Below are 21911 nucleotides of genomic sequence, written 5' to 3'. Positions count from 1 at the left end.
TATCTCTTTGGTTTTATAGGTTAAGAGCGCAGCTTTTTATGTACAGCCGATTTCTTTGCGTAATGCTTAAGCATACTAGGAACATCCAGAATCAATGCAATACCACCATCACTGGTAATCGTAGCACCCGCCATACCAGGCGTGCCATGAAGTAGCCTATCAAGCGGTTTAATAACAACTTCTTCTTGACCAATCAAACTATCCACAACAAACCCTATTTGCTGAGAGCCTAGCTGTACGATAACAACATGCCCAGAATCACGGGATTTTTGTTCATCTTTAAAGTCTCTTACAAGCCATTGATCTAAATAGAACAACGGAATAGCTTTGTCACGAACAATAATCGTTAATTGACCGTCCACAATATTCGTGTTGGTTAAATCTAAATGAAATATTTCATTGACGCCCGCTAGAGGAAGTGCAAACGTTTGATTGCCTACAATAACCATAAGAGTAGGTAGAATTGCTAAAGTAAGCGGTACTTTTATCTCTAAAATAGTGCCAACACCGAGCTCAGAATCAATGTTCACGGTGCCGTTTAACTGAGTAATTTTAGTTTTGACAACATCCATACCAACGCCACGGCCTGATACTTCAGAAATTTCAGTTTTAGTTGAAAAACCTGGTGCAAAAATAAGGTTGAACGCTTCCTTCTCAGGCATTCTTGCTGCAGCTTCTGCATCAAGCACACCGCGTTCAATAGCAATACTTTTCAATTTTTCAGCATTCATCCCGGCGCCATCATCTTTAATGGTTAACAGGATATGATCCCCTTCTTGCGAGGCTGATAGAATAACGGTACCTTCGCTGGGTTTTCCGTTGGCTACCCTTACTGATGGTTCTTCAATACCGTGATCGACAGAGTTACGAACCAAATGCACCAACGGATCTGCTAACGCTTCAACTAAGTTCTTATCTAGATCAGTTTCTTCACCTTCAAGTATAAGTTTAATTTCTTTACTCAAACTACGAGCTAAGTCGCGAACAACCCGAGGAAAACGCCCAAACACTTTCTTAATTGGTTGCATACGCGTTTTCATGACGGCACCTTGAAGATCGGTCGTGACGGCATCAAGATTTGATACTGCTTTCGTTAAATCTTCATCTTCTTTGGTCATACCAAGTGAGGTCAGTCGATTACGGACTAATACTAATTCGCCTACCATGTTCATAATTTGGTCTAGACGCTTAGTATCAACACGAACTGTAGTTTCCGCTGGTGGAGCGGCAGGTGCAGCAGGCTTTTTATCGGCAGTTTTAGGGCTTGCTTTAGCAGCCGGTTTTGGCACAGCTTTCGCAGGTGTTTTTTGTACAGGCTTAGCTGACTCTACTGGGGTAGGTGCTGATTTTTCAGGTTCTACTTTTGATGATGCTTTCGGCGCATTTCCTTTGCCATGTAATTGATCCAGTAATTCTTCAAACTCTAGATCATTAATTTCATCTGAACTAGGTGCTGGTTGCGCAGAAGCTCCACCGCTTACATTAGCAGAAAAAGCACCTTGTCCGTGTAATTCATCTAACAATGATTCAAACTCGTCATCCGAAATTTCATCACTGCTTGAAGACGTCCCTGTGGTTTCTGGGGTTTTAGTAGCAGAAGGACCGCCACTTGGGCCATGTAATTCATCGAGCAAACGCTCAAATTCATCTTCGGTCATCTCATCGCCATCACTTGCGCTAGTATCTGTACTAACGACTGGCTCAGGCTCTGGGGCAACTTCTTGCGGCGCTGCAGTAGTTTCTTCAGTCTCTGGAATACTTAAACGGTGAAGTTCTTCGATTAATCCAGGATCTGGAGTGTCCATCGCTTCGCGTGCTTGTACACGAGCGTATTGTTCGTTGATGGTATCAAGTGCCTGTAAGATGACATCCATCAATTCAGGTGTCACTGAACGTTGGTTGTTTCTTAAAATATCGAACACGTTTTCGGCACCGTGACAAACCTCGACAAGCTCTGTCAATGCCAAGAAGCCAGCACCGCCTTTAACGGTATGAAAGCCCCTAAATATTGCGTTTAATAAATCAGCATTATCAGGGTCATTTTCAAGTTCTACAAGTTGTTCTGATAATAATTCTAAAATTTCACCAGCTTCTATTAAGAAGTCTTGTAGAATTTCTTCATCCGCTTCAAAGGACATGCACTAACTCCCGCTAAAATCCTAAACTAGATAAGAGATCGTCAACATCGTCTTGATCAGCGACAACATCATCTCTGTCTTCAGTATTTACAATTGGCCCTTCTACAAGGTTATCCCCTGTTTTGAGCTTAGCTTTTTTCTGCTCTTCTTCTGTTACGCCAAACATGGTCAGCATATTAATCAAGCTTTCTTCAACTTCGATAACAAGGTCAATAACTTTTCGAATAACTTGTCCGGTTAAATCTTGAAAATCTTGCGCCATCAGTACATCAGTCATTAATGCATGTACTTTTTCAGTTTCCGTACCTGTTGTTTTTAACAGTTTATCGATATCTAGACATAGGTTTTTAAATTCACCTAAATCCAAATCATTGTGCATTAATTTAATCCACAATGGATTGACCGTTTTGATTTGCTGTTGAATATTATCAACCACAGGGAAAATTGATTCGACCGCGTCCATCGTTTTGTTAGCCGCATCTTCAGTACGGCTAATAACGTAGGTTAAGCGTTCTTTAGCGTCAGGAATATCGGCATTAGCTAGGTCGCTCAATCGAGAATCAATTTGAAAATTACTCATCGAGTCATGTAATTGACGCGTTAATTTTCCGATTTCGGCAAAAAGTTCTGAATGTATAGGACTTTGAAGATCCGATATCATTTTGTCAGCTTCATCTTGTTGGCCGTTTTCTAGATATTCGACCATCAACTTGGCTTGCTCTAACGTAACTCTACCGCTAGGATTATTACTCATAGAATTCCCTCACGCTTATGTTGCGGTTAGCCTAAACGTTCAAAAATTTTATCTAATTTTTCTTTCAATGTTGCAGCGGTGAACGGCTTAACAATATAACCGTTAACACCCGCTTGAGCGGCCATCACAATTTGCTCTTTCTTAGCTTCAGCAGTAATAAGCAAAACAGGTATGTGTGCTAATTTTTCGTCAGCACGAATAGCTTTGAGTAGATCTATACCTTGCATGCCTGGCATGTTCCAGTCGGTCACGACAAAATCAAAGTCACCGCCTTGTAACATTGGTAAGGCAGTGCTGCCATCATCTGCTTCTTGAATATTAGTAAAACCTAAATCACGTAATAAATTTTTTACAATTCGTCTCATGGTTGAAAAGTCATCAACAACAAGTACTTTCATATTTTTATCCAAGACATCCTCCGGATATTAACAAGTAACTATAACTTCTTATTCTACTTAACTTTGCCAAGATTGCATACGTGCTTTTAATCGATGCATGGCTTGACTATGTATTTGACTCACTCTTGACTCACTTACGTCAAGAACTTGTCCTATTTCCCGTAAATTAAGCTCTTCATCATAATACAGTGACAGTACTAAAGCTTCTCGCTCAGGTAAAGTCGAAATGCATTCTGTTAACTTTTTTTTAAAAACTATTTGCTCAATTGATTGATAAGGGTCGTCTACTTTGTAGCTGTGTTCATAATTAATCGAATCATCACTGACCCCTAAGTCTTCAATGCCAATTATTTTGCCAGCACTGACTTCATTAAGAATATGATGGTATTCATTTAACGAAATTTCAAGTTTTTCAGCAACTTCACTATCTGAAACATCTCGACCATATTGAGCTTCTAAACTTCTGATGGCATCACTGACCATACGACTGTTTTTGTGAACGGAGCGTGGGGTCCAATCCCCTTTCCTTATTTCATCAAGCATAGCACCGCGAATACGAATACCTGCGAAGGTTTCAAAACTGGCGCCTTTGCTACAATCAAAGTTGGTTGCAGCTTCAAACAAGCCAATCATGCCGGATTGAATTAAATCTTCTACTTGAACACTTGCAGGTAGGCGTGCCAATAGGTGGTAAGCGATGCGTTTTACTAAAACAGTATGTTGCTCTAATAAGGCAGACTTATCGGTTTGGTTACTATATGCATTGGTTTTAGCCACTATAGCTCCGAGGGTAACAAACTATTGTTCTAACAATTGTTCGATAAAAAACTCTAAGTGACCTGACGGCTGATGGGGTATAGGCCATTTACAGACTTTATTTGCTAAATCTTTAAACGCCATAGCCGCAGGAGAAGCGGGAAACGCTTCAACAATCACTTTTTGCTTTCGTACGGACTTTCTAATATTTTCATCAAATGGAATGATGGCTACTAGCTCTAAGGCCACATCTAAAAAACGATCCGTAACTTTAGTTAATTTACCGAAAAGCTGTTGACCTTCACGTTGACTACGTACCATATTAGCAACAACTTTGAATTTAAACACACCATGGTCGCGACTCAGGAGCTTCATTAGGGCATAGCAATCGGTAATTGATGTAGGCTCATCGCATACGACTAACATAACATCTTGTGCGGCCCGAGAAAAACTCAGTACCATGTCAGAAATACCTGCTGCCGTATCTACTATTAAGATATCAAATTCAGTTTTTAACTCGCTAAATGCGCGAATCAAGCCTGCATGCTCTGCTGGTGTTAAATCCACCATAGATTGGGAGCCAGACGTTGCGGGAATTATTTTTATACCGCTTGGGCCTTCTATGATGATGTCATCTAACTCACACTCACCACTTAAAACATGAGAAATATTACGTTGAACTCTCAACCCTAACATCACATCAACATTGGCTAAACCTAAATCCGCATCGAGAACTAAAACGCGTTTGCCAGCTTGAGCTAACGCGATTGATGTATTCAGTGATACGTTAGTTTTACCTACACCACCTTTACCACCGGAAACGGCTATAACTTTAATTTGTTTCAAATCTTGCATTCTTCTTAAGCCACTCGCTTGGTCTAACATTTACAACTTCTCAAAATTTTAGCTAATAGCTGGGGCTGACTTTAACACCATTCGCGAGTTCATTGAATTCTTAATTAATGACTTGCTTGCCATTTTCTCTGCAAGACTAACTAATTTTCCAGCATTTGCAACCTTAATATCCTCTGGTACACGCTGTCCATCGGTTAGATAGCCGATTGGCAAACCATTTTGTATTGATGTCGAGATAATCTCACCAATACTTAAACTTTCATCTAGCTTAGTATAAATACAGCCACAAAGTGGAATTTTCTTAAACCTTTCAACGTTTTCTTGCATTACATTGGCCTGAGTATTCGCTGACAGAACTAGGTAGTTTCTGATCCGCACTCTTGAATTGCTAACCAAAGAAGACAAATGCTCTGCCAAACGCAAATCGCGTTGGCCCATACCAGCCGTGTCAATTAAGACTAATTTCTTGTTCGAAAAAGCAGACAGGATTTGCTCTAGTGACGAAGCATCTTTAGCAAGTTTTACCTGACAACCAATAATTTTACCGTAGGTTTCGAGTTGTTGAAATCCACCAATGCGGTATGTGTCCGTTGAGATTAGTGCCACATGCTCTGCACCATGCAATTGTGCAAATTTAGCCGCTAGTTTTGCCACAGTTGTCGTTTTCCCTACTCCTGTTGGGCCAACTAATGAGATAACTCCACCACGTTTTATAATATCGTTTTGTGTGGTATTGAGCTGTTGCGACAATAACGACAGTGCGTGTTGTAAGGCTTGAGCTTCAGAGGCTTGAGCTGGCACGTAACCTGCCACTTGATCAGCAATTTGCTCACTAATGCCTATTTCCATTAACTTATTCGTCAGCAATGCTCTGCTAGGATCTCGTTGCGCCATGTCCTGCCACATTAAACCGGACACTTGATGCTCTAATAATTGACGAATGGAAGCCATTTCTTCTTTCATCTTATTAAAATCACCCATGTTTACTGTGGCAGATGACGAAACTGTATTTTTGATCTCGCCGATTGACTCATCATTTGTAAGCTGTGATTGTGAATTATCTAGATGCTCATTGTCTGAGTCTTGCGCCGATTGTGCTAATCGTTCGGTAAAGCTTTTGAATTGCTCTTCAATTGAATTGGTCGGCGTTTGTCCAGACAATTGACCACCTACTTGTGGATTATTACCTGTGTATTTTTTCGTTTCAGTAGCCGCCTGAGTCGATGCTGCTTGCTGTTGATTTTGCATTTGTACTTTGCGATCTAGCAAGGCTTGTAAAGTATCAGTTTTCGGTGTTTTACTCTTCATCGTCGCTTGAGGCTGAGAGCTTAAATTGACGGTATCATCTGCCATAATTTGCTGTGGTTTGGTCTGAGCAGCCGTTGACTCTTGTTGTTTAGCACTTGTCGCCTGCTCGGGTTGAGCTACAGCTTGTCCATAATCAACAGCGGCCATTAGTTCAACGCCTTCAGGTATCTTTTTATTCGACATAATTACCGCGTCTGGTCCTAACTCTTCTTTGATTTGAGTTAACGCCGTACGCATGTCACTGGCTACGAATCGTCTAATTTTCACTGATACCTCCTCTGTTTGACATTCTTGTCAAACTCATTCTAGTTACTGCGGCAAATTCGGCGATGACTACGGTTACTGTCCAATAGCGCTGACAATTTTAATTTGTTTATCATCCGGTATTTCCTGATAAGAAATAACTCGTAAACTTGGGATGGTATATTTAACAAATTTAGCTAGCACAGTTCTTAAAATACCTGATGTCAGTAAGATCGGGGTATCGCCTGCTAGTTCTTGGCCTTGTGCGCCATCAGTTAATGATTTCTGTAACCTTTCAGCTAAACCAGGTTCAATACCTGCACCATCATCACCTGCCATTTGCATTGACTGATGCAACATCTGTTCCAGCTCTGGTGACAAAGTTATGACAGGTACTTCAAGAGCAGGTCCAACAAGGTCTTGGACAATAAATTTGCGTAACGAGATGCGAACAGCAGCGGTTAACACTTCAGGATCTTGACTCTTAGGCCCGTACTCAACTAGGGTTTGGACGATACTGCGCATGTCCCTAACGGCAACACCTTCATTCATCAAGTTTTGTAATACTTTAACTATAGTGCCTAAACTTAATGTGTCTGGGATCAGCCCTTCTACTAATTTAGGATAAGTTTTACCCAGCATATCAAGTAAGTTTTGCACTTCTTCGTGACCCATTAATTGAGAGGCATTATTGGTCAGTATTTGACTTAAATGTGTCGCAAGTACTGTAGCTGCATCAACAACGGTATAGCCGAGTGATTGCGCATGTTCTCGTTGCGATTGCTTTATCCATACAGCATCTAAACCAAATGCAGGGTCTTTCGTGACAATGCCATCTAAATTACCAAAGACTTGACCAGGGTTGATGGCAAGCTCATGATCATGCCTGATCTCAGCTTCCCCAACGGTTACTCCCATTAATGAAATTTGATATGTATTTGGTTCTAAATCTAAATTGTCTCGAATATGTACCGCTGGCACTAAAAAGCCAAATTCTTGTGACAATTTTTTACGCACGCCTTTAATACGATTCAGTAACTCACCACCTTGGGATTTATCAACCAAGGGAATTAAGCGGTAACCAATTTCAAGACCAATAATATCGACATGATTAACATCGTCCCAACTTAACTCTTTTACTTCTGCGCTTTGTTGCTCTGCTTGTACTTTATCTTCTTGTTCTTTAGCTGCTTGCAACTCCTCATTCTTCACTTTCTTTTTACTGATATAAAAAGCGCTACCACCGATAGTAAAAGCGAAAAATAGGAAGGCTAAATGTGGCATGCCTGGAACTATGCCCATGACAAACATCACACCCGCCGCAATATATAGTGACTTAACTTGTCCAAGCTGAGCACTGACTTGCTCACCCATATCTTGCGAGGTATTTTGGCGTGTGACAACGATTGCGGTACCGACAGAGAGCAATAGGCCAGGTATTTGTGCTACTAAGCCATCCCCAATGGTCAGTAAGGTATAAATTTCAACTGCTGAGTCAAAGTTTAAATCATGCTGCACCATACCGATGACTAGGCCACCAATAATGTTGATGAATAAAATTAAGATGCCTGCAATGGCGTCGCCTTTTACAAATTTACTGGCACCATCCATCGAACCATAAAAATCCGCTTCACTGGTCACTTCAATACGACGCTCTCGTGCTTGTTCTTGAGAAATAAAACCTGCGTTTAAGTCCGCATCTATCGCCATTTGTTTACCTGGCATAGCATCCAAGGTAAAACGTGCTGTTACTTCTGATATGCGCCCTGCACCTTTTGTGACAACCATGAAGTTGATGATGATTAAGATCAAGAAGACGACTAAACCAACGGCATAGTTTCCCCCAATAACTACCGAGCCAAACGCTTCAATTACTTTGCCCGCGGCATCTGGTCCTTCGTGGCCTTCAAGTAATACCACACGTGTACTGGCCACGTTCAACGCCAAGCGTAAGATAGTTGCGATAAGCAATACGGCCGGAAACGAGCCAAACTCCAATGGCTTAAGGGTATAGACAGTGATCAGTAGTACAACCAGCGCTAACGCTATATTGAACGAAAATAAAATATCGAGTAAGAATGCAGGCATGGGAAGCACGACCATACCTAATATCGCTATGATCAACAGTGGCGTACCAACACCCGATAAGTGATGGAACTTACTTTTATTAAACTGGGAAAAATTAGCTAATAACTGCATTGCTTCTTTATGTTAGTTTTTTGACACTAACACGAATTTAGCAATAACCAGACCAATGTCAGCCTACTATGGAACGACAGCTGATTTATTAACCAACACAAGAAAAGTTAATAACGAAAATCATCCGGTATAGGTAAATTTTTAGCCAGTGATTTAGGGCGGGTTGCTTTTCCTTTTCGGTGTTCATTAAGTTGATAAATAAATGCCAGCACTTGCGCTACCGCAGCGAACAACTCTTCTGGGATTTCTTCGTTAGCTTCGGTTGTATAATAAAGCGAACGCGCAAGCACCGGCGATTGTAGTATTTCAATATCATGTTCTTTGGCAATGGTTCTAATGTGTATTGCCATTTGATCGATACCTTTTGCAACAAGTACTGGTGCTTGTCCACTTGCTGTATCGTATTTGATCGCCACGGAGTAATGGGTCGGGTTGGTGATAATCACATCTGCACTAGGCACGTCTTGCATCATACGTCGCTGCGACATTTCATATTGCGTCCGTCGTATGCGACCTTTAATTTCAGGATTACCTTCCGTGTTTTTCATTTCATCTTTGACTTCTTGCTTGGTCATTTTAAGCTGGCGAGTGTGGTTCCATACTTGATAAGGCGCATCAATTACAGCAATGATAAATAAAGAAATTGTTAGCGTTAAAAACATCCACAACAGCATATTTACTGCGTGACCGAAATTAGAAGGAATAGTTTCTAAACTAAGCCCTAGGATTTGTTCAAATAAGCCGCTGAGCAATAGGAAAGCAACGATGAAAACAACAAAAAACTTAAGAATTGATTTAAGTAGCTCGACCGCAGCCTGCACACCAAACATACGTTTAAATCCAGCTATTGGTGATAACTTACTGGCTTTAGGCGCCATTGCTTCCCAAGAAAAACTTAAGCCGCCAAGCATTGTATTGCCGACAAATGCGGCAAGCATTATGATAAAAAATAGCCAACCTAACGGAGCAACAAGTTCACCAATAACCTCATTTATTGCCGCCACTAAAGCATGGATATCCGTTGCTTCTTGCCGAGAGATTGAAAACAAGCGCTTCATGACTTTTGATAAAGCATTTACCAGTGACGAGCCTACCCACATTAATCCAACAGCACTGCCAACGAGTACAAACAAAGTCCCCAGCTCTTTTGAACGCGCTATTTGCCCCTTTTTTCTGGCCTCAGATAGCTTTTTGGCCGTGGGTTCTTCGGTGCGTTCACCGCTGTCAGAGTCAGCCATTATGGCACTGTCCTACAGTCGATCAAATGACATGTAAAGTCTATGGCACGTTGCCATTGCAATTCAAAATGCACCATAAAGTTGCCCATAGTTAACCACATGATCAGTAAACCTGAACACATAGTAATAGGAAAACCAATAGCAAAAATGTTCAGCTGCGGTGCTGCGCGCGTCATGATGCCAAATGAAAAATTGATCAGTAGCATTGCCGTCAGTGGCGCAATAGCCAAAGATAACGCGGTCGCAAACATCCAGCGCCCCCATTCTACTGCTTCTTTAAATTTCGCTGTATCAAAGTTATCCGCTGGAATTGGGATAGTATCAAAACTCGCGACGACAAATTGCAGGAAGATAAGGTGACCATCTAGCCCCCAAAAAAGCAATGTCGATAGAATAAGAAAAAATTGCCCCACCGCCGGTACACTGGTGCCACTGGCGGGATCAACTAGTGACGCAAAACCCAAACCTGTTTGCATCGCAATGATCTGACCAGCAAGGGTAAAGGTATTGACCACCATCACAGTCATAAAACCGATCAGCACACCAATGATAATTTGCTGAGCCACTAAAAGAGCTGTTGCAAAAGTAAATAAGTTATCGACTTGTGCCGACGGGATGGCCGGCATGATTGCTACTGTGATAGACAAACACAGGAACAGTTTCACACGCATGGGAATGGTTTTCGCCCCCAAGCCAATCATCGCCATAATAAGCGAGGAAACACGAAAGAATGGCAGTAAAAAATCAGCCATAAATTGATTAATGACTGACTCAGTAAACTCCATTAGCTAATAACACTCGGGATGCTAGAAACCAACCGAATGGTATAATCCATCAGTTTTTGAACTAACCAATGGCCCCCAAATATCAATGCTAATAAGGTAACGATTAACCTAGGAAGAAAGCTAAGGGTTTGCTCATTGATGGATGTCGCCGCTTGAAATACTGCCACCATCAAGCCGACACATAAGCTTGGCACAATCACCGCACTCACTAGTAAGATCACTAAAAACAGTGCGTCACGTAATATGTCGACAAAAACTTCAGGAGACATCGCTAAGTCCCCATACCATAGCTCGTTGCGATTGTACCTATCACAAGGTTCCAACCATCAACCAAGACAAATAACATCAACTTAAACGGAAGAGACACAATCATTGGAGATAACATCATCATCCCCATCGCCATTAATATACTGGCGACCACTAAGTCAATAATCAAGAAAGGAATAAACAACATAAAACCTATTTGAAAAGCAGTTTTCAGCTCACTAATGACAAAAGAGGGAATGATCACAGTCATTGGTAAATCTGTAGGATTATCTACTTGCTCAATCCCCGCCATATTTGCCAACGTATTCAAATCTTTTAATCGGGTCTGCTCCAACATAAAAGCGCGTAGCGGCACTTTAGCTTTATCAATTGCTTCAACAGAGGTTAACTGATCAGCCAAATAAGGTTGAATAGCGTCTTCGTCAATTTTGTTGTAGACCGGTGTCATGATAAAGATGGTCATAAACAATGTTAACCCGATAATCACTTGATTGGACGGCGTTTGTTGTAAACCAAATGCTTGCCTCAATATGGCCATAACCACAACAATGCGGGTAAACGATGTCATCATGATCACCGCCGCTGGGATAAACCCTAATGCGGTCATGAAGATCAATATTTGTAAGGTGACGGAGTATTCTTGTGAGCCATCCGGATTAGTGATTAACGTTAATGCTGACATCGATAAGTCATCAGCAGCAATAACATTGCCTGATACTAGTAAGCTCGATAAAATAATAAGCACTGAAAGTAAGGTATTATTTTTCATTTTTCTTTAACAACTTAACGATATTTTGACCAATATCCATCGTTAAAGGTTGCCCCACTTCTATTGGATTTTCAAGGGTTTGAATAAGCGTGATTTGATTGGCCGTGACGCCAAGCAACAATTGTTTGTTGTCTACCTCGACTACAACAAGCTTTTCCTTTGTCCCAAGATGCATACTAGTGATCATTTTCATCCCTGAAAGCTTCACGCTATTAGGCTGAAATTTTTTAAGTATAAAAGCGCAGGCAACAATAAAAACCAACACCAACAGCAAGGACAAGATGATACTGACCGAGTCTAAGTTACTTGCGGCATGTTTTCCTACTACTGGTACAACTTCTTCAGCCTTAGCAAAAATGGGAATAAGAAATAAGTATACTCCGACAATAAAGCGCATATCGCCCCTACTTTAGTTTCTTAATACGTTCAACTTGGCTAATAACATCGGTTAAACGAATACCAAACTTATCGTTAACGACAACCACTTCACCATGAGCAATCAAGGTACCATTAACCAATACATCAAGCGCTTCACCTGCAACTCTGTCTAATTCAACCACAGAGCCTTGGTTTAACTGTAATAAATTACGAATACTGATATGACTACGACCTACTTCCATGGAAATGGTCACAGGAATATCTAAAATTGCATCCAATTTGCGCTTTTCATCGCCGCTAAGAGAGTCTGTTTCCTCTTGCAATTCATCAAGTTCAACCGCTTCAGCTTCGCCTTCTTTTTCACCCTGTTCTTTAGCATCAGCCTGTTCAGACAATGCCTCATCCCACATGCTTAAATCATCATCTTCTGTGCTCATAAACTTTGCCTCTTTCTAATACTCTAAATCATCTTCAAGAAGATGTAGTTCGGCGTCACTGTCGAGTCGTTTGCCGCCCTTAGTTAATATGGTTAATTCAGATTTTACTGATTCTGGTCGTTTAATTTTTTGATCTATCTTAATTGCAATGTTGTCACGACTTCTGCCTAGTTTCGCACGATAGGTCGGGAGATCTTCAACTAACACGGTAATATGATCAGGCATTTCGATTGGAATAATATCGCCAGCTTTAAGATCCATAATTTCTTGCAATGAAATTTCTGCTTCAATGAACTTGGTACTGAGTTCAACTGGAACGTCCATGATTTCGTCGCGAAGGGCTTTCGACCAACGCATGTCGGTGTCTTCTTTGTCACTTTGCACACCAGCATCAAGCAATTCACGGATAGGCTCTAGCATCGAATAAGGTAATGCAACATGGAAATCACCACCACCACCATCCAGTTCAATATGAAAAGAGCTGATCACAACAACTTCGGTCGGACTAACAATATTAGCCATCGATGGATTAACTTCTGAGTCTAAATATTCAAAAGACACGTCCATCACTGGTGACCATGCTTCCTTATAATCTTCAAAAATTAGCTTAAGTAACATTTGAATAATTCGACGTTCTGTCGGTGTAAACTCTCGGCCCTCAATTTTTGCATGATATCGACCATCGCCACCAAAAAAGTTATCCACTAAAATGAAAACCAGACGCGCTTCCATGGTGATCAGAGCAGTACCTTTTAACGGTCTAAAACGCACCATATTCAAACTGGTTGGTACGAACAAGGTGTGTACGTACTCACCAAATTTAATCATTTGGATACCGTTAATTGACACTTCAGCAGTACGACGCATCATGTTAAACAAACTAATTCGCATATGACGAGCGAATCGTTCATTGACCATTTCGAGTGTCGGCATACGCCCACGAACGATGCGATCTTGTGAAGAAAAATCATAATCTGAGGTGCCTTCTGTCGGCGCAAAATCCTCTATTACTTCTTCTTCTTCGACCTCATCAACACCGTGGAGTAGCGCATCAATTTCGTCTTGTGATAATAAGTCACTCACTCATTCGTACTCTATATAATGTTCAAATTGGGTTATTGCATTACAAAACCAGTAAATAGCACTTGCTCAACTGTTTTTTTGCCGTTGATTTCAGTCATTTCTTTTTGTACTGCAGCCAGAGCTTTTTGTTTCAATGATGTTTTTCCGGCACTCGTAGCCAAATCATCAGCATTGGCTTGTGAGAATACCGACAGTAACGTGTTTTCAATCAAAGGCACGTGCTTTTTCGATTCTTCTTCGTTGTCTGAGCCGCGAACCAGTAATTGTACTCTGATCTCAACGAAACGATCACGAGCCGTACCTGGTACATTGAACCTAAATGGACGAGGCATTGGTACATAAAGCGCATTTCCTGCACTCGCACCGGTCGGCTCTGCTGCAACATCAGCTGTACTCGCTTCACCAGAGTCTAATGCGGCGTCAATATCAGCGGCAGAAGGTTCATCCGAACCTGACATAAAGAAAAAATAACCACCACCACCTGCTAGCAACAAGACGACTACGGCAATAATAATGATCAGTTTTTTCTTATTTCCACCACCGTTATCTAATTCTAATTCTTTTTCATCTGCCATCACTCACCCTTACAAATATGCAGCTACAATTTATAGCTTGTTTTTATTGGTAAACTATATCGTTAAGCGCTGCTTTATCCAATGTGTTTTCCTGCTCTAAGCGTAAAAATCAACGCCAACTGCTGAAGCTTTAACCACATTAGCCGCAAGTGTTGCTACTTGGGCTGCGTCATCGTCAGTTTCGCCGTCAGAAAAATGCCCTTCACCCGCTTCTGATTCACCATTGCCAGATGAAGCGTTTCGATGTTCAATATTCGCATCCCCCACATCAACACCTGATTCAGAAAGCATCTCTCTTAACTTGTTCATGTGCTGCTCTAACGCTTCTTTAGCTTGTTGGTTTTGTACCATAAAACTCACTGATGCTTGTTCATTTTGCAAATTAACACGCACATGCATGTTGCCCAATTCAGGAGGGTCTAATTGAATATCCACTTGTTGCAACTTTTGATTTATCATCACCATTACTTTCTCTTTGACTTCATTGGCGAATTCTTTTTTATATATTGCAATGGTGTCAGTAGCTAGTTGAGTTTTTTGTACTTGTTGGTTTTCTTTTACAACACGATTCGTCAATTGCTCAACTAAATGCTCATTGGCACTATCTTCTATTTGCTCTGCATCTAGCCTAGCAGAATTGATCAATCCGCCGGTATGTTGCAACGTCTCTGCTACCATACTTTTACTGATCGCTTTATCAGGCTTAAGTGCCATTTCTTCATTTGTTTCTAGCTGTAATTGCTGGTTTATCAATTCAGATTTTGCTTCACTACTATGCTCTTTATTGCTCTGCTCAAATGCGCCAGCAGACTGCGACAAATTGGCATCGGCTTGAGGCAAAGCATTTGAGCCTTTAATTGAACTTACCAAATTATTAGGTACTTTGATTGATGACTTATCCATTTGTTTAGCTAGTGCTACTTGTGCAATCTGTTGCTCGCCATTTTTACTTTCAACCGCTTCTGCTTGGCTTTGTGCAATACCGTTCATTTGAGCAGCTAACATTTTTTCAGCTGAAATTGATTTATCCAAGGTTTTGTCAGTGTTTCCCGACTTATTGGTGCTAACTTCTGACTCCATTGCTGACAGCACATTTTTCGTTTGAGGGCTGCCTGGTTGGTTCATTAAGAGATCTTTTGCCTTAGAATTTAAGTTCAGTTTATTCGCCAGTTCGTTAAGTTGCTGTTCACTAAGTACTTCATCTGTACTTTGTTGTATCTTAGACAACAATTCAGGCGATATTGGCTTTGCAGCTCCTTTCTTTGTCGATAAAGCTAATTGCTCGATTGATGTTATCGCACCTTTAGCTGCTCTTTTACCTTCACTAGCTTCCCTATCAGACTCTTGCTCCGTCAGTGACGTTTGGCTAGCTTTAGAAACAATATTGTCATCAACCTTAGCGTCTTCGGTTAGTTGCTGTGCTGCAGCTGCATTGGCAAGTTTATCTGCATTAGAGGTCACACTTTTGTCACCAATCTGTGCATCACTATGCAGCTTTTTAAGTTGATTCAATTCTTCTTTAAGTGATATTTTGTTGGCTTGCTCTAAAGAGAGTTTCTCATCCTCAGGGCCTACATAGTCAGCCGATACTTCAGATCCAGTGCCACCAGTTGATATATGCTCAGGAGAGAAAGGGGTTAACATACCATTTGATGCTGAAAGTAGGTTTAAAAGCGCTTGTGACTCATCAACATTCTCGGTGTTATCATCAACTGTTTGTTGGTCAGGGAGGGCTTGTTCCACTGATCCTAGCTCTGTTTTCTCTGAATAACTTTCGTCACGCAATGGGCTGTCTGCAGATTTACCTTTTACTTGAGTGTTAGCAACAGCACTTTGTTGACGTTCAGCAGCCTCATTTAACGCTTGTTCAGCGTTTTTCAAGGTTGACTGTTTTACTTGTGAGCTATTGTTGCCATGTTGCTCTGTCGACAATTCTTTGCCGCTTTTACCTGAAAAAGCACGGCTGTCGTTGCCATTGGCATCTCGCGACATTTGTTTGTCCACTAGCTCAGCAAAGGCACCTGCATTTTTTTCCGCTCCGGCAGGCACAGGGTTTTCATGTTTACTTTCAACAGCTTGCGTCAAATCAACGGCGAGTAATTTAACTTGTGACATATAAAATTCAGTCCTTAACTTATTGAAAACAACTAGTGAATATTCAAACTAATTGTGAACTTCTTAGCACTACTTCAAGGTATTAAGCAATTATTGCTCCAATTTATTCAAAGTTGATTAAGTATTAAGAAAACTTAGTACTAAGCTTTTCTTCTGACAAACTGCTGCGTGGCAATTTCATCAAACATTTTTTGTTCTTGACGCTGTGCCTTCAGCGCTTCTTTTTTCATTTGTATTTCACGTAAATGTTCAACAGCTTGCAATTTTTGGCGTTGTTTTAGCCAAAGGTTTTTACGATGTTCCATCATTGCCTTTGACTGTTCTATGGCTATTTTCACTTGCTCGCCTGCTTGATCTAACTTAGCAATGAAGGATAAGAAATGGTTATAAGTTGCACTATCAATGCCCTCAATAGAGCGTTGATTCAATCGTTTCATGTACTCAAGCCGATAATCGCCAACACCATTGAGTCGATCTAAATTCTGTTGATATTCCAGCTCTGCATCTTGAAGTTGCAGTGCCGTTTTTCGTTCATTATCTTTCTCAAAGCGATATAAAACATCTAATTGTTTCGATGACATACATCAATCTCCTTATTCTGCGTTTGAGCCCAATTAAGCAGCATTGTTACCTTGATTTTGATTATTGTGTGCTTGCGCTGCTGCGATAATTTCTTGCAACTGCGCCAGACTTTGATCGTAGGGGATCACTTCACGCATTTTTTGCTGCAAATAGAAGTTAATCACTGGTAAGAGGTTAATCGACTGATCTATTCTTGGATCACTACCTTTGGTGTAGGCACCAATAGCAATAAGATCTTTATTCTGTTGATACAAAGAGTAGTTTTGCTTCATCACCTGTGCCAGTTGTTGATGTTCGTCAGAAGTGATGGCGGGCATTACTCGACTAATTGAACCCTCAATATCAATTGCAGGGTAATGACCGGCATCAGCCAGTTCTCGTGATAGTACGATATGGCCATCTAAAATGGCACGTGCTGCATCAGCGATAGGATCTTGTAAATCGTCTCCCTCAGTTAATACGGTATAAAATGCAGTAATAGAGCCTTGTCCATCGCCTCCATTGCCGGCCCGCTCTACCAGTTGAGGAAGTTTTGAAAATACTGAAGGTGGATAGCCCTTCGTCGCTGGTGGCTCACCTACAGCAAGAGCGATTTCACGCTGCGCTTGTGCATAACGGGTGAGTGAGTCTAACAATAGTAAAACGTTCAACCCTTGGTCGCGAAAATACTCACTGATTTGTACCGCAGTTTCGCAACCTTTTAATCGCATCAGCGGAGAGCAATCAGCAGGTGCTGCGACCACAACCGAGCGGGCACGTCCTTGCTCTCCTAGAATTTCTTCGATAAATTCTTTAACTTCTCGGCCACGCTCACCGACTAAGCCAACGACAATAACATCCGCCGTGGTACCTCGGGTCATCATGCCTAACAGCACACTTTTACCGACACCAGAGCCGGCAAACAATCCCATCCGTTGACCTTGCCCAACGGTAACAAATCCGTTAATTGAGCGTACACCGACATCCAGAGGCTCGCTTATTGCTCGCCTTGCTAGTGGGTTAATCGGTTCGCTTGAAATGCGATAATGCTCGTCATCTTTGATCGGCCCTTTACCATCAATCGGCTTACCGACACCGTCAATAACACGGCCTAGTAAATCCATTGAGAAAGGAATTTTTGCTTTGGTCGATAAAGGAACCACACGTGCGCCTGGCAGAACACCTTTTAAACTTTCTTCAGGCATTAGGTAGGTTTTATCATCGGCGAAGCCAACAACTTCGGCAATTAATTCTCCGTGAGCGGTTTCAACTAGACATTGACTTCCGACATGAGCCTTAACTCCTACGGCTTCCAATGTTAACCCAACTACACGTATTAATCGCCCAGCAACCGCTTCATTAAACGGATGAATGTATGATTTACAGTTTTGTAATCTTGCCGCTAAACGCGCACTATCGATCATGTTAAATTATTGACGGTTACTTCTGATGTAAAGCATCGTGCAAAAATGATTCCAATACTTGCTTTAATCTTGATTTAACGCGGATGTCGATATTGGAGGTACTGTTTTCTATTTGGCAGCTGCCCTGTTCAAATTGTGGTGCAGCGAGCAATCGCCAACCCTGTTCTTTGACATAAGCTTCACCAAATTGTTGTTCTACAATGCTGATGTCTAATGGATTGAGTAAAATTTGTGTTTGGCTATCTTGGCTAGGTAATGACTTGATGCCCGCAGTAATCGCTGACATTAAAATGTCAGGATTGGTTTTGGCTTCCTGAAGCACCACAGCTTCAGTTAGTTGCATCACAAGTTCAAGCAATTGCACTTCAACATTGGTTTCAAGCACAGCTAATGGTTGATGCAATTGATCAATTTGCTTTTGCCATATTACCGCCAAATCATTGATTTGTTGCTCCCCATGCTCAAGACCTTTGGCTAACCCTTCGTCATGACCTAGCTTAAGCCCATCTTCATGGCCTGTAGCTTTTCCCTCATCGTAGCCTTTTGAATAGCCTTCTTCCTTACCCTGATTAAAGCCGTCTTCATAGGCGGCTTGGCGAATTTGTTCTATTTCATCAGCCGTTAACGGAACAGGCTCTGGCTCTGGCTCTTCCGGTGGCTCATATCGCCACGTTCTATTTTTACCAATAGCATTAGTTTTCAACTGCTCTTCTTCAGACGGAGTCGACTCAACATCAGGAAAATTCCAAATAATGTCTTGATCTGGTGTCGCACTTTTGTCGGTACTTTCGTTTAAACTAGCTTGTTTTTTCTCGGTCTCTGTCATTATACACTGCCATTAAGGGAGTTCATTATAAGAACTCATCGCCGCCGCCAGCACCACCTAGCATAATTTCACCGGCGTCAGATAATCGTCGAGCAACTGAAAGAATTTCTTTTTGTGCCGCTTCGACTTCGCTAATACGCACAGGTCCCATGGCCTCAAGATCATCAGCCAGCATTTCTGCCGCACGTTTAGACATATTGCTAAGGATTTTTTCTTTCAGAGCGTCATCCGCACCTTTGATCGCTTTCATTAGCGCGTCTTGTTGTACATCTTTCAGTATTGCTTGGATACCTCGGTCGTCAACATCAGCCAAGTTTTCAAAGACGAACATAAGATCTTGAATTTGTTGACTCATTTCTTCGTCATGCTCGCGAATTGAGTCCATCAACATACCTTCTACATTCGTATCTAAGTAGTTCATGATATCAGCGGCAGCTTTAAGGCCACCCATTTTCGCTGCTTGTGCACCGGCTTGGCCAGCAAATTGTTTTTCCATAATCTCGTTCAGCTCTTGTAGTGCAGCCGGCTGTACTTCTTCTAAATTAGCAATACGCATCATTAGATCTAAACGCACTTTTTCTGAGAACTGACTTAATATTTCAGCTGACTGTTCAGGGTCTAGGTATGACATCACGATAGTCTGAATTTGCGGATGTTCGTTACGAATAATATTCGCCACTTGTTTTGAATCCATCCATTTCAATGAATCAAGGCCTTTGGCGCCGCCCCCCATTACAATCTGATCAATTAAATTACCGGCTTTGTCTTCACCTAATGCCGCAGTAAGCGCTTTACGCACAAACTCTTCTGATTGGAAACCTATGGTACTGAAGTTTTGAATTTCATTGATAAACAGCTTGTGAACGGCAGTGATTTTCTCTTGGGTAAAATCTTCCATCGCCGCCATGACCATACCGACCTGTTGCACTTGCTTTGGCTCTAAATGCTTAAGAATTTGCGCGGCATCTTCTTCAGATAAGCTTAATAATAATATTGAGGCTTTTTCGACACCGTCGAGTTTATCAACGTCAAAGCCACTAGCCATTGGGGCTAATTCTTGTGATTCATCACTCATCTTCAATCAACCAACTTTTCACAACTTGAGAGGATAGTTCAGGCTCGTTAGCAACCAGCGCTCGAACTGCTTTTAGGACATCTTCGTCACGATGTAGATCAGGTAGTTGTAGGCTACCGTCTGGAGCGAATCCTACCGCGCCTGCGTCGAAGTCAGATGTTAACATATCCATGGTTTCATCGCCTAGATCGATATGCGTATCAAGAGATTTATCGCCATAGTCCGCCGGTGTTTGCTCTGGGTGCAATAGACGTTTAAGCATTGGACGAATAACGAAGATAATGAGAACAATTATGACCAATGCCCCCAGTGCCATCTTCATGGTTTGCATAAACCAAGGCTGCTGATAAATTGGTATCTGAACTTCTTCACCAACATCAACCCGTGAGAACGGCAAAGTCACTACGTCCAATGTGTCACCACGTTGCAGGTCAAAACCAATGCTGCCTTGAAGCAGTCGACGTATATTGGCAAGTTCTTGCACTGAGCGCGGAGTTTGCGTTACTGCACCTTCTGCCCCCACTGAGTTTAAGTAGTCCAATGCCACTGAAACAGTTATACGACGGATAACACCTGTTTGTTGTTTGGTGTAACTGATCGATTCATCTAGCTCATAATTTTTTGTCGATTCTGAGTGCTTTCGAGTAGGCATGACACGTTGTGAATTGGCGCCACCTGTCGCGTTTTCTGGAATGTCAGATTCAAGCGGCGGCTGATTGCTTAATGCACCAGGTATGCCACCTAATGCACCACCGATTGAGTTGTCTTCAACTTTCATTTCACTGCGAAGCGCAGGTAAATCGGGGTTGTAACGGCGCGATGTTTCTTCCGAATTGGTAAAATCCATAGTGACATCGACTTGCGATGTATAGTTGCCAAGCCCTACGACAGGAATAAGAATGGAGTCAATTTTCTCCATATATTCCGCTTCACGTTTTTGTTCAATTTCAAATTCTTTACGTGAACGTGATGAAACCGAATCTTGAGAGCCTGAATTAAGTAAACGTCCATTTTGATCAGTTACCGTCACGCGATTAGGCGTTAACCCTTGTACGGCTGAGGCAACGATATCAACAACGGAGTCAACTTCTTCTTCCGATAACATTCTATTACGCTGTATTGTTACCACAACAGTAGCGGAGGCGCTCTTTTGCTTTCGGGCAAAGACATTTTCTCGAGGGATGGCTAACAACACTTTAGCACGAGAGATTTTTTGAAGCTGTTCAATGGTTCTAGCCAGTTGTAATTCTCGGCCATGTTTTAGCCGTTCAGTTTCCATACGCTGACTGACACCAAAGCCCATGTCTTTCATAATAATATCAGTGCCTTGATCTGGCTCTTGATTCAAACCTTCACGGGCCAGCATTAGCTTAATTTGCTGGTATTCATCATTTCGAACAGAGATGATATTGCTTTCTTGTTTGTAATCGACTTTGTTGGCGTCTAAAAAGTCCATCGTTTCGATGAGCTCTTGGGTCGGCAATTTGGTTAGAATGCGATATTCCGGTTGGTTTATCCACATGATCACAAACACAGCAATGGCTAAGCATATTGCCAATGCCATGATTATGGTTAGTTGGCGGAGTACGTCAACATTTCCCAAAGTTGCCGAAAAACCTGATTGTTTCTCATCTGCGACACTATCATCACCATCAAGGGCAAGTAAGTCATTGCCACCTTCAGGTGACACCATTGCAGTCGAATTACTCATATCAGCCACTATACTT

General features: G+C 41.7%; 21 protein-coding genes. All 21 read right to left on the bottom strand.

Annotated elements, in window-relative coordinates; translation table 11 throughout:
* Positions 1 to 20: 20 nt before the first annotated feature.
* Positions 21 to 2138, bottom strand: coding sequence for a chemotaxis protein CheA (locus QUE03_RS04260; RefSeq protein WP_286265454.1), 2118 nt, complete (start codon positions 2136 to 2138; stop codon positions 21 to 23).
* Positions 2139 to 2151: 13 nt separating this feature from the next.
* The gene (locus QUE03_RS04255; RefSeq protein ID WP_286265452.1) at positions 2152 to 2892 is read right to left on the bottom strand and encodes a protein phosphatase CheZ; all 741 of its coding nucleotides are present in this window, start codon (positions 2890 to 2892) and stop codon (positions 2152 to 2154) included.
* A gap of 26 nt (positions 2893 to 2918) precedes the next feature.
* A complete protein-coding gene (gene cheY / locus QUE03_RS04250) occupies positions 2919 to 3302 on the bottom strand; it encodes a chemotaxis response regulator CheY (RefSeq protein ID WP_115999548.1) in 384 nt (127 codons plus the stop codon).
* 45 nt (positions 3303 to 3347) lie between these two features.
* Positions 3348 to 4070, bottom strand: a complete 723-nt coding sequence (locus QUE03_RS04245; protein WP_286267752.1) for an RNA polymerase sigma factor FliA — start codon at positions 4068 to 4070, stop codon at positions 3348 to 3350.
* Positions 4071 to 4088: 18 nt separating this feature from the next.
* Positions 4089 to 4931, bottom strand: coding sequence for a MinD/ParA family protein (locus QUE03_RS04240; RefSeq protein WP_286265444.1), 843 nt, complete (start codon positions 4929 to 4931; stop codon positions 4089 to 4091).
* 18 nt (positions 4932 to 4949) lie between these two features.
* Complete coding sequence (flhF, locus tag QUE03_RS04235; protein WP_286265442.1) at positions 4950 to 6476, bottom strand: flagellar biosynthesis GTPase FlhF; 1527 nt, start codon at positions 6474 to 6476, stop codon at positions 4950 to 4952.
* A gap of 72 nt (positions 6477 to 6548) precedes the next feature.
* Complete coding sequence (gene flhA / locus QUE03_RS04230) at positions 6549 to 8651, bottom strand: flagellar biosynthesis protein FlhA (protein WP_286265440.1); 2103 nt, start codon at positions 8649 to 8651, stop codon at positions 6549 to 6551.
* A 107-nt stretch (positions 8652 to 8758) separates the two neighbouring features.
* Complete coding sequence (gene flhB / locus QUE03_RS04225) at positions 8759 to 9889, bottom strand: flagellar biosynthesis protein FlhB (protein ID WP_286265438.1); 1131 nt, start codon at positions 9887 to 9889, stop codon at positions 8759 to 8761.
* Complete coding sequence (gene fliR / locus QUE03_RS04220; protein ID WP_286265437.1) at positions 9889 to 10674, bottom strand: flagellar biosynthetic protein FliR; 786 nt, start codon at positions 10672 to 10674, stop codon at positions 9889 to 9891. The genes flhB and fliR overlap by 1 nt, the downstream gene beginning before the upstream one ends.
* Positions 10674 to 10943: a flagellar biosynthesis protein FliQ gene (gene fliQ, locus QUE03_RS04215; protein ID WP_286265435.1), complete on the bottom strand. Its 270-nt coding sequence runs from the start codon at positions 10941 to 10943 to the stop codon at positions 10674 to 10676. The genes fliR and fliQ overlap by 1 nt, the downstream gene beginning before the upstream one ends.
* 2 nt (positions 10944 to 10945) lie before the next feature.
* A complete protein-coding gene (gene fliP, locus QUE03_RS04210; RefSeq protein ID WP_286265432.1) occupies positions 10946 to 11710 on the bottom strand; it encodes a flagellar type III secretion system pore protein FliP in 765 nt (254 codons plus the stop codon).
* Entirely contained in the window at positions 11700 to 12107 is a 408-nt protein-coding gene (gene fliO, locus QUE03_RS04205) for a flagellar biosynthetic protein FliO (RefSeq protein ID WP_286265430.1), read from the bottom strand. The genes fliP and fliO overlap by 11 nt, the downstream gene beginning before the upstream one ends.
* A 7-nt stretch (positions 12108 to 12114) precedes the next feature.
* Entirely contained in the window at positions 12115 to 12525 is a 411-nt protein-coding gene (fliN, locus tag QUE03_RS04200) for a flagellar motor switch protein FliN (RefSeq protein WP_286265428.1), read from the bottom strand.
* Between the two features lie 15 nt (positions 12526 to 12540).
* Positions 12541 to 13608, bottom strand: coding sequence for a flagellar motor switch protein FliM (gene fliM / locus QUE03_RS04195; protein WP_286265427.1), 1068 nt, complete (start codon positions 13606 to 13608; stop codon positions 12541 to 12543).
* Positions 13609 to 13640: 32 nt separating this feature from the next.
* On the bottom strand, positions 13641 to 14183 hold the full coding sequence (fliL, locus tag QUE03_RS04190; protein WP_286265424.1) for a flagellar basal body-associated protein FliL: 543 nt from the start codon (positions 14181 to 14183) through the stop codon (positions 13641 to 13643).
* Between the two features lie 96 nt (positions 14184 to 14279).
* Positions 14280 to 16298, bottom strand: a complete 2019-nt coding sequence (locus QUE03_RS04185; RefSeq protein ID WP_286265422.1) for a flagellar hook-length control protein FliK — start codon at positions 16296 to 16298, stop codon at positions 14280 to 14282.
* A 140-nt stretch (positions 16299 to 16438) separates the two neighbouring features.
* On the bottom strand, positions 16439 to 16879 hold the full coding sequence (gene fliJ / locus QUE03_RS04180; RefSeq protein WP_286265420.1) for a flagellar export protein FliJ: 441 nt from the start codon (positions 16877 to 16879) through the stop codon (positions 16439 to 16441).
* A 33-nt stretch (positions 16880 to 16912) separates the two neighbouring features.
* Complete coding sequence (fliI, locus tag QUE03_RS04175) at positions 16913 to 18283, bottom strand: flagellar protein export ATPase FliI (RefSeq protein WP_286265419.1); 1371 nt, start codon at positions 18281 to 18283, stop codon at positions 16913 to 16915.
* 16 nt (positions 18284 to 18299) lie between these two features.
* A complete protein-coding gene (gene fliH, locus QUE03_RS04170; protein WP_286265416.1) occupies positions 18300 to 19109 on the bottom strand; it encodes a flagellar assembly protein FliH in 810 nt (269 codons plus the stop codon).
* A gap of 25 nt (positions 19110 to 19134) precedes the next feature.
* Positions 19135 to 20184 carry a flagellar motor switch protein FliG gene (fliG, locus tag QUE03_RS04165; protein WP_286265415.1) on the bottom strand — a complete coding sequence of 350 codons (1050 nt, stop codon included), beginning with the start codon at positions 20182 to 20184 and terminating at the stop codon, positions 19135 to 19137.
* Positions 20177 to 21904: a flagellar basal-body MS-ring/collar protein FliF gene (gene fliF, locus QUE03_RS04160; protein WP_434019805.1), complete on the bottom strand. Its 1728-nt coding sequence runs from the start codon at positions 21902 to 21904 to the stop codon at positions 20177 to 20179. Before fliF ends, fliG begins: the two co-directional genes overlap by 8 nt.
* Positions 21905 to 21911: the final 7 nt, after the last annotated feature.

The organism is Thalassotalea atypica (assembly GCF_030295975.1).
Lineage (GTDB): Bacteria > Pseudomonadota > Gammaproteobacteria > Enterobacterales > Alteromonadaceae > Thalassotalea_F > Thalassotalea_F atypica.
Note: the sequence above shows the minus strand (reverse complement) of the source record. Positions and strands in the feature narration are given on the sequence as shown.